Origin of the sequence: Chryseobacterium sp. C39-AII1 (assembly GCF_039672645.1) — a bacterium.
Lineage (GTDB): Bacteria > Bacteroidota > Bacteroidia > Flavobacteriales > Weeksellaceae > Chryseobacterium.
In genome coordinates this window covers 91,523-105,959 of sequence record NZ_JBDFPQ010000012.1, presented here as the reverse complement: position 1 = coordinate 105,959, position 14,437 = coordinate 91,523, and the positions used below count along the sequence as shown (strand labels likewise).

The window sequence follows — 14,437 nt, the reverse complement described above, 5'->3', positions numbered from 1 at the left end:
TCCGAAGAAATAAAAAAGCACGCTTTTCAGCGTGCTTCGTAAATATATAGATGTTTATTATTTGCTGATCTTAAGCTTCACAAGCTGAGCAGGTAACGAAATTTACCATCATCTCTTTAGAAACAGAAGAACTTCTTTGGTAATACAAAGTTTTTACACCTTTTTTCCAAGCTTCGATATAAAGATAGTTTACGTCTTTTACCGGCATTGTAGAAGGAATTTGTAAGTTCAGCGACTGTGCCTGATCGATGTATTGCTGTCTTTGCGCTGCCTGCGAAATAATCTCCATTGGAGAAATTTCTTTGAACGTTTTGAATACTGCTTTTTCTTCGTCAGTTAATTCTTTCAAATGCTGAACAGATCCGTGGTTCAACATAATTGTTCTCCACGTTTCTTCGTTGTCGATGCCTTTTTCTTCCAACAATTTTGCTAAATACTTGTTCTTACGCATAAAGTTTCCTTTTGCCAAACCAGCTTTGTAGTAGTTAGATGCAAACGGCTCGATTCCTGGAGAAGTTTGTCCTAAAATTGCAGAACTTGAAGTAGTAGGAGCGATTGCCATTGTCGTAGTATTTCTCAATCCGTAACCTTTCAATAATTCAGGTTCTCCGTAGATGTTTGCTAATTCTCTTGAAGCTTGCTCTGCTTGCTCTTTGATGTGTCTGAAAGCTCTTGCATTGAATTGAGTTGCCTCAAAACTTTCAAACGGAATCATATTTTTCTGTAAGTAAGAATGGTATCCTAAAACTCCTAAACCAAGTGCTCTGTGACGCATTGCGAAGTTTCTTGCTCCCTGAAGATAATAGTTTCCTTCTGTTTTTTCGATAAATTCAGTTAAAACTGCATCCAAGAAATACACTGCTAATTGTACAGCATTTGTATCTTTCCACTCATCATATAATTCTAAGTTCATTGATGATAAACAGCAGATGAAAGATTCTTCTCTTGTAGAAGGAAGCATGATTTCAGAACAAAGGTTACTTGCGTTTACAGGCATTCCTAAGTCTTTGTAAACTTGTGGTTTGTTTCTGTTAACATTATCTGTGAAGAAAATATAAGGAAGACCTTTTTGCTGACGGCTTTCCAATACTCTCGCCCAGATTTTACGCTTATCCATGTCACCATCGATCATATCCTGCATCCAGTAATCAGGAACGCAAATTCCTGTAAACAGGTTCTGGATAGGGCTTCCAATATCTTTAATTGATAAAAATTCTTCAATATCTCCGTGGTCGATGTCAAGATACGCAGCAAAAGCACCTCTTCTTACACCACCTTGAGAAACAACATCCATTGCGGTGTCGAATAATTTCATGAAAGAAACCGCACCAGAAGATTTTCCGTTGTCTGTAACGGCAGTTCCTCTGTTACGAAGCTCTCCGAAATATCCTGAAGTTCCACCGCCAATTTTCGTCTGCATGATCACCTCACCCATTTTGTGGGTAATTCCTTCAATGCTGTCCGGAATGTGAACGTTGAAACAAGAGATCGGAAGACCTCTCTGTGTTCCCATATTTGCCCAAACAGGAGATGAGAAACTGATCCATCCTTTAGTAATCATTTCCTTGAAAGCAGGCTGAAGCTCAGGTTTGTATAGTTTTTTGGCAGCTGCCGTAGTAATTCTGTCGATTGCTCCTTCTACAGTTTCACCTTTCAGCAAATATCCTCTGTTTAGCATTTGCTCAGATTCTTCATTGAGCCACCAAATATTGTTATTTTCGTCCATTGCAATTATATTTTCGAATTCCGAAGCAGTGTTTATACTCCGGAATTTTGTTGTTTTTTATATTGATTGTAAAATTTCTACTTTGTGCGAATCATTCAATCCGCTTTCATCTCTTAATTTTTGAAATTCTTTAAAAGACGGAACATTCAAAACCTCATGCTGAACCTCTTCATTATTATAATTAGAATAATGTACAAACGTAACACCATCTTCTTTTACATATACCTTATATTCAAATGTTTCCTGATCAAGATTTTTAAAATCATTTAAAAACTTTTGAATATTGGCTTTGTTTTCTGAAACAAAGCTAGGTTTTACGGTGTAGGTTACAATTACATTAATCATATTTTGTGTTTGGTTTACTTTTTAACAATAGGTAAATCTTCACCTTTTTCTCTTCTGTCACCAGGTAATTGGGGACGAGGCTTTGGCTCTGAAGGTTTATTATTTGTATTACTCATTTTAATAAATTTATTGAAGTGGTTATGATAATATTGATTATCGTAATTATAAAGTTTATTATTATAAATTTTCTAGACTGAAATAAATTTTCTCCTCTTTTTTCATTAATCAAGGTTGATTCGTCAGCGTATATGACTAATTTGTCTTTAACTAGTTCTTCTAAATCTATTTTTTCATTCTCATCATCACAATCTTTATTAAATAATTCAATTTCTCTATATTTTAACATTAAATCAAAATGCGGATAATCGAATCCTTTGAGAAGATTATTACTAGCTAAAAATATAAAGTAAGAAGATATTAAAATTAATATAACACTTAATATTAAAAAAACAACAATTGAATAATCTAAAATAGACCATGTAGAATTAAATTTGTAAGCTTTTAAAACATATGAATTTAATCCCATTATCAATGTTAAAACAAGAATGGGAAGATTCATAGCACTATCTAAATCAACTCGTCTTTTCTGTTCTCTTTCGAACTTATTTTTATAGAAATCTAAATTCAATCTTGATAATTAAAATAAATCGTTCGCCGTAATACTCTTATCGTGCTTCGTGTAATCTACAGGTCTTTTCGCAAAGAAATCATCCATAGAATTAGCAAAAACTTCTTCCTCAAACCACATTAAAGGGCGATATTGTTCAGGAGAAATATTATAACGCGGTGCCATGTTTATTTTCTTTAAACTGTCATCAACACGGTATTTCATAAAGTTGATTAAATCTAATTTTGAGAATTTATCAAGCTCACCCAATTCAAAGATCCAGTCAAGGATTTCACCTTCTAATTCTACCGACTGATCTACCAAAGTATAGATGTCTTCAATGTCAGAATCTGTTAAAAGGTTAGGTTGCTCTTCACGAATTTTGTTGATTAAATAAATTCCTCCGTTGGCGTGAATTTGCTCATCTACCGAAGTCCAAGCGATAATGTTAGAAACATTTTTCATGTAACCTTTAAATCTTGTAAATGAAAGGATGATTGCAAACTGAGAAAACAAAGACACATTTTCGATAAGAATACTGAATAATAAAAGAGATGAAACATACTCTTTAGGAGTTGAAGAATTGGCATGTTTTAAAACATTAGACAAAAATTCAATTCTTTTCTTTAAAGCAGGAACTTCTACAACATTCGTAAACTCTTCGTTGTATCCCAACACCTCAAGCAAACGAGAATAAGCCTCCGAGTGACGGAATTCACATTCTGCAAAAGTAGATCCCAAACCGTTTAGTTCCGGCTTCGGAAGGTGGTTGTAAAGATTTCCCCAGAAAGATTTTACAGAAACCTCGATTTGTGCGATTGCTAAAAGTGCGTTTTTCACCGCATTTTTTTCATGTGGTTCCAACTGCGAATGAAAATCCTGAACATCTGCAGTAAAATCCACTTCAGAATGTACCCAAAATGATTTGTTGATAGCTTCTACAAATTGAAGAACCTCAGGATATTCAAATGGTTTGTAACTTACTCTTTTATCAAAAATTCCCATATTAAAATGTCTTTAAAATTAAAATAATTAGATCACTGTGGATAAAGTGCAAAAAATATTCAACAACTTGATTTTTTGTGATTTACTGGTGTAAATTTTTCACATAGTAAGTGTTTTTATTTCTTGTGCCGTGCGAAGCACAAAGGTCGAAAAAAAGAACTGTATTTGAAAGAGCTAAAGAGTAATTGATTGACTTTTAATCGCAAAAGTTTTCCACATTTACATAAAACCTGCATAGGTATTGGCTTATCCACGAATATGTGTGGAAAATAAAGGGAATTGTAAAGTTACAATTAAACACTTTTTTATAATTTGCTTTAAATAAAGGTGTAATGAGTTAAACAATAAAAATATTCAATAAATTTTTAATCTTGTAACAAATCGAAAATATCATCTACTTATTAGCTATAAAAACATACATCACTTAATGTTAGTAATTCAGGATTTACATAAATCATACGATACGGGAAAAAGTAAGTTGCACGTTCTCAAGGGTATTAATCTTAATATTTCTGAAGGCGAGTTTGTTTCTATTATGGGAAGCTCGGGATCGGGAAAATCTACTCTTCTTAATATCATCGGGATTCTTGATGAAAAAGATTCCGGGACTTATGAATTGGATGGCGTTCCTATCGAACATTTATCAGAAGTAAAAGCAGCGGAATACAGAAGTAAATTTTTGGGATTCATTTTTCAGTCATTTAATTTGATTGGATATAAAACGGCGTTGGATAATGTCGCTCTTCCTTTATATTATCAAAATGTTCCCAGAAAAGAGCGTAACCAAAAAGCGATGGAATATCTTGAAAAAGTAGGTCTGGCGCAATGGGCGACTCACCTTCCGAACGAACTTTCCGGAGGACAAAAGCAAAGAGTGGCGATTGCAAGAGCGCTAATTACCGATCCTAAAGTTGTTTTGGCGGATGAACCTACGGGAGCATTGGATTCTAAAACAACACATGATATCATGAAACTTCTTCAGGAAATTAATAATGAGGGAAAAACAATTATTGTGGTAACTCACGAACCTGATGTGGCGGCGCAGACAAAACGAAATGTTGTTCTTCGTGACGGAATCATTGAAAGCGATGAGTTTATAAAGCAGATTGTCTTATAGCTGGAAGCTGGAAGATAGAAGAAAGGAAGTATTAATAATAAAAATAAATCAGCGGAAAGATTGGAGACTTCCATCATCAGGCTTCCCGCTTCAAATCTTAATATATGTTTGACCTAGATCGTTGGCAGGAAATATTCAGTTCTATTCGCAGTAATGTATTGCGAACGGTACTTTCGGGTTTTACCGTGGCTTTAGGGTTATTTATTTTCATTGTTCTTTTCGGAATTGGGAAAGGTCTTCAAAATGCCTTTACGGAAGGTTTCGCGAGAGATGCCCAAAACCTGATTTCCATTTTTACAGGAAAAACAACCATTGCGTACGGTGGTTTGCAGTCTGATAGAGTAGTGACAATGAATAATGATGACTATGATTTTCTAGTCAATACGGATAAAGAAAAAGTAGGACAGGCAACACCGAGATACCAATCGAGTTTATTGGTAAAATACGGAAAGGAAAGCGGTACTTATTCTGTAAACGGATCTGAACCTGGAGAAAAATATATCGAAAACAGAAAAATTCTTGAAGGAAGATATCTTACACCTACCGATTTGGAAAGAAAACAGAATGTTGCGGTGATCGGGAGAATGGTTCAGCGAGATTTAATTAAAAACGGAAGCCCTGTTGGTAAAGATTTAGATATCAACGGAACCATGTTCAAAGTGGTTGGCGTGTTCTCCGACGACGGCGGCGACTGGGATGAAAGACATATCTCTGTTCCGATTACCACTTTGCAACAGATGAAAAAGGGGTCTGATACGGTAAGCACGGTTTATATTGCTTACAACGAAAAGCTGAGCCCACAGGAAGCCGTAAAATATGGTGATGAATTAAGAGATAAATTAAAAGCTAGAAAAAGTGTTTCTCCAGACGACGAAAACGGTGTGCGTGTCTGGAACAATGCTAAAAATATGGAAGATACCTTCATGTTTATGGCAGTTCTTACCGCCATTGTAACCTTCATCGGATTAGGAACTTTGCTGGCAGGAATTATAGGGATCAGTAATATCATGGTGTATATCGTGAAAGAAAGAACCAAAGAAATCGGAGTTCGAAAAGCGATTGGAGCCAAACCAAGAAGTATTGTTGCCTTAATTGTTCAGGAAAGTGTGGTGATCACAGTAGTTTCAGGATTTGTAGGTGTCGGTGTTGGGGTTTTAGCTTTAAGCTTGATTGGAGACAGTCTTGAAGAATTTTTCATCAAAAACCCGAGTGTGGGTTGGGGAACGATCTTCGCGGCATTTATCGCTTTGGTATTTTCAGGATTGATTGCAGGATTTGTTCCGGCATACCGTGCGTCGAAAATTAAACCAATTGAAGCATTGAGAACGGAATAAAAATGTGAATGGTGAATAATGAATTTTGCTCCGCAAGTAAATTGTAAAAATTGACTACAAAGTAAATTGAGTATTGATATTTCACTTTTATATTATAAAAAATTGACATTAAAAATGAACATCATATTTAAAAAAGATACGTGGCAGGAAATTTATTATTCGTTGAGGAATAATAAGCTTCGAACGTTCCTTACCATGATCGGGGTAGGTTGGGGTATGTTTTTGTATGTAAGTCTTTTGGGTGCCGCAAAAGGGATGGAGAATGGTTTTGATAAATTATTCTCGGGATTCGCCACGAATTCCATTTTCCTTTGGGCACAAAATACGGCGATTCCTTACGAAGGTTTTCCAAAAGGAAGAGATTTGCATCTTAATTTACCCGACATTCAGATGTTGAAAAATAAAATTCCGGAGATCGATTATATTTCGCCTCAAAATTCTCGTGGAAGTTTCACAGGAACACCGGGAGAATCAATGTCTAGAAACGGTAAAAACGCAACCTATTCTTTAACGGGAGATTATCCTGTAGGAAATAAAATTTCTGAAAAGAAGCTGATTTTCGGAAGATATATTAATGATGCCGATGTTTCTGGAAATAAAAATGTAGCCGTAATTGGGGAAGAGATTTATAAAAACTTTTTCGATTCTAAAAAGAATGAAAACCCGATTGGAAAATCAATTAACATCAAAGGGATTTTCTTTAATGTGATCGGAGTATTCAGAATAAAAAAAGGCGGCGGTTTTGAGAATGATCAAACGGCTTTTATTCCACTTTCTACGTATACGAAAATGTACAATGCGGGAGATCAGATCGATATGTTTGCGATTGTAAGTAAACCAAATGCTAACGTGAATGATGTTGAAGAAAAAGTAAAGCAGGCTTTAAAATCAAAAAATAAAGTTTCTCCTGAAGATACCAATGCTTTCGGAAGTTTCAACTTAGGAAAAGAGTTTAAAAAACTGACCGGTTTCCTTACCGGAATGCAGTTGTTAACCATTATTGTGGGAACTTTAACGATTTTAGCCGGGGTAATTGCTATTTCCAACATCCTTTTAATTACAGTAAAAGAAAGAACCAAGGAAATTGGTATCAGAAGGGCATTAGGAGCAAAACCTTCCGAAGTGAGAAACCAAATTTTGCTGGAGAGCGTGGTGATTACGCTTTCCTCGGGAATATTAGGATTTATCCTCGGAATATTTGTGCTTATTATTTTAAATATGGCAACCCAGGGTCAGGATTCGTTTCCGTTTTATAATCCGACGGTAAACTATGGAAATGTATTCGCAGCCATGTCGGTAATGGTATTTTTAGGGTTAATTATCGGGATGATTCCGGCACAAAGAGCCGTAAAAATCCGACCAATTGAAGCATTAAGAACAGAGTAATTTGAAAATAATTTAATGTGAAAATTTGATCATCAAAAACCAATCTTTGAGTTATTAAATCTTTCATTCAAAAAAAAAATAAACTATCTATATGAAAAAGAAATTCACTTGGAAAAAGGCCATTTATATTTTGCTGGGGCTTTTATTTGCAGTGGCATTGATCTCGGGAATCGGGTATTTAATAAAATCGAACTCCAAAGAGAACGAAGCTTTCCTTACCAGAAAACCAACCATTCAGAATATGGATGATAAGGTAATGGCAACAGGAAAAATTGTTCCAAAAGAAGAAATTGAGATTAAGCCAAATATTGCAGGAATTATCGATAAAATTTTGGTGGATGAAGGTGATAAAGTAGTAGCTGGACAGCTGATCGCAACCGTGAGAATTGTTCCGAATCTTGCAGATGTAAACAGTGCACAGCAAAATGTGGATAACCAACAACTTCAAATTGCAAATGCAAAACTGAATGTTGAAAACATGCGTAAGCAATTCGAAATGCAGGATAAACTGTACAAGCAGGGAGTGGCTTCAAAACAGGAGTTTTTGAATTCTCAGCAACAGCTATATTCTACACAGCAATCGCTTAAAAATGCTCAACAGGCTTTGGTGACGGCCCAAAAAACATTGCAAATCGCAAAAACAGGTTCCACGCCGGAATTGCAAGGGTTGGCAACCACTCAGATTCGTTCAAAAGCTTCCGGTACAGTGCTTGAAGTTCCTGTGAAAGTTGGAAGTCAGGTAATTGAGGCGAACTCGTTCAACGCAGGAACAACCATTTGTTCAATTGCAGATTTAAATTCATTGATTTTCCAAGGTGAGATTGATGAAGCACAAGCGGGTAAATTAAAGCAAGGTATGGATATGAGCATTGTCATTGGTGCTCTTCAAAATAAAACATTTCCAGGAAAACTGACGATGATCGCTCCGAAAGGAAAAGATACGAACGGAACAATTAAATTCCCGGTGGAAGGTGATGTGAACAATCCGAATAATGAATACATCAGAGCTGGTTTTTCTGCAAACGGTGAGATCGTTTTAAGTTCCCAGAAAAATGCGTTGTTATTGGATGAATCTTTAGTTCAATACGAAAAGAAAAACGGAAAAGATGTTCCTTTCGTTGAGGTGAAGCAGGCTAACGGTACTTTCAAGAAAGCCTATATTAAATTAGGTGCGAGCGATGGAATCAACGTTCAGGTTCTTTCAGGAATTGACAAAAATTCTGAAGTTAAAGTTTGGAATCCTTCTGACAAAGACAAAGAAGAACTGAAAGCAAAAACAAAAAAATAATAAACTAACACTATAGTTTTAAACTGAGATCCTGAGAAATTATTTCTCAGGATTTTTTTGTTTAGCGTTGAATTTATCATTCAGGACGAGACGGGGTGAAGGGAAGAAGCTGTGAATAATTTTGTATTAAAATGTATTCTGAAAAGTAATGAGATCACAGCCTGAAATGTCTTACTTTTAAACTATTAAATTAATTCTATGAAAAATAATTACCTTATCCTTTTTCTTTTTGTTCTCGCGAAATTTATTTTGCAATATTCTTTGATAGGATCTGAATATGAGCTTCATCGTGATGAATATTTGCATTTAGATCAGGCAAATCATTTAGCGTGGGGATATTTATCCGTTCCGCCAGTAAATTCCTGGTTGGCTTTTATCGTGAAGATGTTAGGTAATTCTGTGTTTTGGGTGAAATTTTTTCCGGCGTTATTCGGTGCTTTAACGATTGTTGTTGTTTGGAAAATCGTTGAAGAATTAAAAGGTGACCTTTATGCTAAAATTTTGACTTCAACCGGAATTTTATTCTCTGTTTTACTTCGTGTTAATATGCTTTTTCAACCTACGTCTTTAGAAGTATTACTTTGGACGATGTTATATTATGTTTTAATTAAATATTTTAATTCAGAAAAGTAAAATGGCTGTATACTGCCGCAATTATTTTCGGGATCGGATTCTTGAATAAATATAATATAGCTTTTGCGGTGTTGGGATTAATCCCTGGTTTGTTAGTGACAAAACAAAGAAAAATATTTCTTCAAAAGCATCTTTATTTTGCTCTGATTTTAGCTTTATTGATCGTTTTACCGAATATTTTATGGCAGTACCATAACCATTTTCCGGTCATTAAGCACATGAAAGAATTGTCGGAAAGGCAATTGGTAAATGTTGATCGTTTTGATTTTGTGAAATCACAGATTCTGTTTTTTATTGGAGTTCTTTTTGTAATTATTTCAGGATTCTATGCGTTAGTTTTTTATCAACCTTTCGAAAAAATTCGTTTTTTATTTTGGACTTATATTTTTACGATTGCAATATTTTTAGTTTTCAAAGCTAAAGATTATTATGCCATTGGTTTGTATCCTACGTATATCGCTGTCGGAGCTGTTTTTCTTGCTCATCTTTTTGAAAAAGGCTGGGTGAAAAAACTGGTACAACCAATAAGTATTTTGATTCCCATTTTGCTTTTTTTACCTCTATATCAGATTGCTTTTCCGAATAAAAGTCCGCAATATATTGTAGATCATCCTGAAAATTATAAAAAATTGGGCTTGCTTCGTTGGGAAGATGGAAAAGATCATTCTTTGCCACAGGATTTCTCAGATATGCGCGGCTGGAAGGAGTTGGCTGAAAAAGTAGATAAAGAATATGAAGCATTGTCGAAATCCGGAAATACCATTGTGATTTGTGATAATTACGGGGAAGCGGGAGCGATTAACTATTATTCCCGCAAAGGAATAAGGGCGGTTTCTTTTAATGCAGACTATCTTAATTGGTTTAATTTATCAAAGTATTACAATAATGTTATTCGGGTAAAAGAAAATCCTGAAGATGAGCTTGAGCAAACCGGTAAAATCTTTCAAAGATCTAAAATTGCAGATTCTGTTACTGATCAATATGCTAGAGAAAAGGGTACTGTAATTTTCAGTTTTGAAGGTGCAAAAATAGATATCAGAAAAAGACTTCAAGAAGAAATTATTGAAGAAAAAGGCGGATATTAACAGATAATTAACTACGGTAGGATAATATTGAATGTTTGAAATTCTCTATTTTAGTAAAAATAAAAATTTGCTATGAAATCAATATCCAGATTCCTGTTTTTACTTTTGATTACCACTTTTGCTGTTTGCTATTCTCAAAAATCAGTGGCTGTAAAAAGTAAAATAGTATATAGTTCTGATGACCTAAAAATTATTCAGTTATCGGAGAATGTTTTTCAGCATATTTCCTATTTACAAACCGATTCTTTTGGTAAAGTTGAATGCAACGGAATGATCGCAAAAGATGGTAACGAAACCATTATTTTTGACACTCCAACCAATGATAAAAGCTCTACAGAATTAATTTCGTTTATTAAAAACAATCTTCATTCAAAAATAAATGCGGTAATTCCCACACATTTTCACGAAGATTGTTTGGGTGGGTTGAAAGAATTTACTAAAAATAATATTCCTTCTTATTCAAATAATAAAACGATTGAGCTTGCTAAGAAAGCTGGAGTAAGTATTCCCAATCATGGCTTTGAAAATTCACAGGTTTTAAAAGTTGGAAATCAAAAAGTGTATATCCAATTTTTTGGTGAAGGGCATACTAAAGACAACGTGGTGGGATATTTCCCGAAAGAAAAAGCAATGTTTGGAGGTTGTTTAATTAAAGAAATGAATGCCACAAAAGGTTATCTTGGTGATGCTAATGTTAAAACCTGGTCAGCAACCGTTGAAAAAGTGAAAGCAAAATATCCGGATGCTAAAATAGTCATTCCTGGTCATGGTGAAATTGGCGGCGAAGAATTGCTGGATTATACCATCAAACTATTCAAGAATAACTAAGAACTCATTTAAAATTTTGATACAATATTTATTTTAGAATATCATGATCTTTTTTTAACGCAAAGATTTTATTGCTTTATACTGATTTTTAGAAGGTAAACGCAAATAAATTTGCTTCGCGAAGCTTGAAAATACAGCTTCATCCAATCAACTTGTTGATTCTTCTTTGCTCACTAGAATATACTTTGCTTTACATTAAAACTTTGCGTTAAAAATAAAAAATCCTTAGCAAAATTAATAAAGGCAATAGAAATAAAATTTAAACAGGTCTAGGAACATTCCGAACAATATCCGGAAATAAACCCATTGAAATTAACGGAGCGATAACCTTTCGGTAATTTAACTTCAACTTCATTGGGTAAACATTCAATTTTTCCACAATTCAGGCATTTAAAGTGGAAATGATTATGCCAATGCTTTTTCTCGGAACAGTTGACACAAAAAGCAAAATAATACTTTCCGTCGTCCCCTAAAATTTTGTGAACAATTCCGTCATCACAAAAACTATTAAGCACCCGATAAATAGTGGCGCGATCTACCGCTTCACCCAATTCTTTCTGTAAAATTTCCTGACTCACCGCAGATTTAGACTTTTTTAAAGAATCTAAAATCAATTGCTTGGTCGGGGTATTTCTCTTTGCCATAGTACAAAGATAAGGATTATTATTGCGATTAAGTCGCATTAATGAAAATTTCTCTTACCTTTGCAACTATCAACTATCAACTATCAACTATCAACAAGAAATACTATGGAAAATAAAGAGGTCATCATTATAGGAGGAAGCTACGCCGGATTATCTGCCGCAATGGCTTTGGGAAGGTCTTTAAGAAATGTCTTAATCATAGACAGCGGAAAACCTTGCAACCGACAGACGCCACATTCACATAATTTTATTACCCAGGACGGAAAAACGCCGAAAGAAATTTCTGATTTGGCTAAAGAACAGGTTCTGAAATATAAAACCGTAACATTTCATGAAGGAAAAGTCGTGAAAATAATTAAAAATGAAGATGATTTCGAGGTTGAAACAGCTAACGGAGAAAAATTTAATGCTAAAAAAATAATCCTGGCGTCTGGGGTTAAAGATATGATGCCTGATATTCCCGGATTTGCAGAATGTTGGGGAATTTCTGTTATTCATTGTCCGTACTGCCATGGCTATGAAGTAAAAGGAAAAACTACCGGAATTATGGCAAACGGAGATATGGCTTTTGATTTTACGAAGCTTGTTTTTAATTTAACAAAAGAGGTTACTTTATTTACGAACGGAAAATCTGCTTTAAATGAAGAGCAAACAGAAAAATTTAATCAACATAAAATAAATATTATAGAAGATGAAATTGCTGAAATTCTACATAAAAACGGACAAATTCAGAAAGTGATTCTTAAAAACGGAAAAGAAATTCTATTGGAAGCTTTGTATGCTAAAATTCCTTTCGAACAAAACATCAATGTTGATGATCTTGGAATTGAATTAAATGAAAATGGATTCATTAAAGTTGATATGATGATGAAGACAACTATTCCAGGGGTTTTTGCCTGCGGAGATAATACCACGATGATGAGATCGGTTGCGAATGCTGTTGCTCAAGGTAATTTTGCCGGAGCTGTGGTGAATAAAGAACTGTCGGAAGAAGATTTTATATAAAGAATAGCTTGATTTACTGATAAGCTTATAAACCATGGAGGCATTTCAAAAATCATCCTTTGTGATTATTCATTCTCTCTGAAAATTTCGTACTTTTGGGGTGAAAAAATTCTAAAAGTAAAAGTAAAATGGACATTATTTTCGACCTGATTGAAAAGGAAAGACAAAGACAATCTCATGGATTAGAGCTTATTGCGTCAGAAAATTTCGTTTCTGAAAACGTAATGAAGGCAATGGGAAGTGTACTGACAAACAAATATGCTGAAGGATATCCCGGAAAAAGATATTACGGAGGTTGTGAAGTAGTAGATGAGGTTGAAACGTTAGCAATTAACAGAGCAAAAGAACTTTTCGGAGTTGATTATGTAAATGTTCAGCCACATTCTGGTTCTCAGGCTAATGCGGCGATTTACTTGGCAGTTTTGAAACCTGGTGATAAAATCATGGGGATGGATCTTTCTATGGGAGGTCACCTTACTCACGGTTCTGCGGTTAATTTCTCTGGTATTCAGTATGATGTGGTTTCTTATGGCGTTCAGCAGGAAACTGGTCTTATCGATTACGATCAAATGAGAGAAGTTGCGTTGAGAGAAAGGCCAAAAATGTTGATCGCTGGTTTCTCTGCGTATTCAAGAGATTTAGATTATGCTAAATTCAGAGAGGTGGCAGACGAAATTGGGGCTACACTTTGGGCAGATATCGCTCACCCGGCTGGTTTGGTTGCAAAAGGTCTTTTAAATAATCCATTCGAACACTGTCATGTTGTAACGACTACGACTCACAAGACATTGAGAGGTCCAAGAGGAGGTATGATTATGATGGGGAAAGATTTCGAAAATACATACGGTCATAAAACGCCAAAAGGTGAAATCAAAATGATGAGCCAGGTTCTTGACGGAGCTGTTTTCCCAGGAATTCAGGGAGGTCCGCTAGAGCATGTAATTGCTGGTAAGGCGGTTGCTTTTGGTGAAGCGTTGGATACTCAGTTTGAAGTGTATGCTAAGCAAGTGAAGGCAAACGCTCAGGCATTGTCAAAAGCGATGATCGACAGAGGATTTGACATCGTAAGCGGAGGAACAGATAACCACTTAATGCTTGTTGACCTTAGAAATAAAAATGTAAACGGTAAAGAAACAGAAAAAGCATTAGTGCTTGCTGATATTACTTGTAACAAAAACATGGTTCCGTTTGATGATAAGTCACCATTTACGACTTCTGGTATCAGATTCGGAACGGCTGCTATTACTACAAGAGGCTTGAAGGAAAATGATATGGATACCATCGCAGGATTTGTTTCTGATGTGATTGATAATATTAAAAATGAAGAAGTTATTGCTTCTGTGAGAAAAAGTGTTAATGAATTAATGGAAGGTAAGGCGTTATTTAATTATTAATCATTTACTTTCAATTTTAAATATAAAAGAATGGGCGCCT

Annotated in this window: 12 protein-coding genes and 1 pseudogene; 8 read left to right on the top strand and 5 right to left on the bottom strand. The window is 34.9% G+C overall.

The features are described from left to right. Positions 1-70 precede the first annotated feature (70 nt). The 4 genes from ABEG63_RS16815 to ABEG63_RS16800 all read right to left on the bottom strand — a co-directional run bounded on the left by ABEG63_RS16815 (position 71) and on the right by ABEG63_RS16800 (position 3,683). On the bottom strand, positions 71-1,726 hold the full coding sequence (locus ABEG63_RS16815) for a ribonucleoside-diphosphate reductase subunit alpha (protein WP_267401755.1): 1,656 nt from the start codon (positions 1,724-1,726) through the stop codon (positions 71-73). A 57-nt stretch (positions 1,727-1,783) separates the two neighbouring features. Beyond that, positions 1,784-2,071 (bottom strand): hypothetical protein, encoded by a 288-nt coding sequence (locus tag ABEG63_RS16810; protein WP_346586367.1) that lies wholly within the window; start codon positions 2,069-2,071, stop codon positions 1,784-1,786. A gap of 112 nt (positions 2,072-2,183) precedes the next feature. Next, positions 2,184-2,699, bottom strand: a complete 516-nt coding sequence (locus ABEG63_RS16805; protein ID WP_346586365.1) for a hypothetical protein — start codon at positions 2,697-2,699, stop codon at positions 2,184-2,186. 9 nt (positions 2,700-2,708) lie between these two features. Continuing rightward, entirely contained in the window at positions 2,709-3,683 is a 975-nt protein-coding gene (locus ABEG63_RS16800; protein WP_267401752.1) for a ribonucleotide-diphosphate reductase subunit beta, read from the bottom strand. Positions 3,684-4,110: 427 nt separating this feature from the next. Between ABEG63_RS16800 and ABEG63_RS16795 the strand changes: the two genes are divergently transcribed. The 6 genes and pseudogenes from ABEG63_RS16795 to bla all read left to right on the top strand — a co-directional run bounded on the left by ABEG63_RS16795 (position 4,111) and on the right by bla (position 11,354). Then, on the top strand, positions 4,111-4,800 hold the full coding sequence (locus ABEG63_RS16795; RefSeq protein ID WP_267401750.1) for an ABC transporter ATP-binding protein: 690 nt from the start codon (positions 4,111-4,113) through the stop codon (positions 4,798-4,800). A 104-nt stretch (positions 4,801-4,904) separates the two neighbouring features. Next, a complete protein-coding gene (locus ABEG63_RS16790; protein WP_346586362.1) occupies positions 4,905-6,134 on the top strand; it encodes an ABC transporter permease in 1,230 nt (409 codons plus the stop codon). Positions 6,135-6,248: 114 nt separating this feature from the next. Next, positions 6,249-7,520, top strand: a complete 1,272-nt coding sequence (locus ABEG63_RS16785; RefSeq protein ID WP_267401744.1) for an ABC transporter permease — start codon at positions 6,249-6,251, stop codon at positions 7,518-7,520. Between the two features lie 91 nt (positions 7,521-7,611). Beyond that, positions 7,612-8,808: an efflux RND transporter periplasmic adaptor subunit gene (locus ABEG63_RS16780; protein WP_312390592.1), complete on the top strand. Its 1,197-nt coding sequence runs from the start codon at positions 7,612-7,614 to the stop codon at positions 8,806-8,808. A 198-nt stretch (positions 8,809-9,006) separates the two neighbouring features. Then, positions 9,007-10,526, top strand: a pseudogene (locus tag ABEG63_RS16775) (glycosyltransferase family 39 protein). A gap of 72 nt (positions 10,527-10,598) precedes the next feature. Further along, entirely contained in the window at positions 10,599-11,354 is a 756-nt protein-coding gene (bla, locus tag ABEG63_RS16770) for a subclass B1 metallo-beta-lactamase (RefSeq protein ID WP_346586361.1), read from the top strand. Between the two features lie 269 nt (positions 11,355-11,623). Here bla and ABEG63_RS16765 read toward each other — a convergent pair whose 3' ends face one another. Further along, positions 11,624-11,998 (bottom strand): transcriptional repressor, encoded by a 375-nt coding sequence (locus tag ABEG63_RS16765; protein WP_346586359.1) that lies wholly within the window; start codon positions 11,996-11,998, stop codon positions 11,624-11,626. A gap of 105 nt (positions 11,999-12,103) precedes the next feature. Between ABEG63_RS16765 and ABEG63_RS16760 the strand changes: the two genes are divergently transcribed. Both ABEG63_RS16760 and glyA read left to right on the top strand, forming a co-directional pair. Then, a complete protein-coding gene (locus tag ABEG63_RS16760; RefSeq protein ID WP_346586357.1) occupies positions 12,104-13,003 on the top strand; it encodes an NAD(P)/FAD-dependent oxidoreductase in 900 nt (299 codons plus the stop codon). Positions 13,004-13,131: 128 nt separating this feature from the next. Further along, positions 13,132-14,397, top strand: a complete 1,266-nt coding sequence (gene glyA / locus ABEG63_RS16755; RefSeq protein ID WP_346586355.1) for a serine hydroxymethyltransferase — start codon at positions 13,132-13,134, stop codon at positions 14,395-14,397. Positions 14,398-14,437 lie beyond the last annotated feature (40 nt).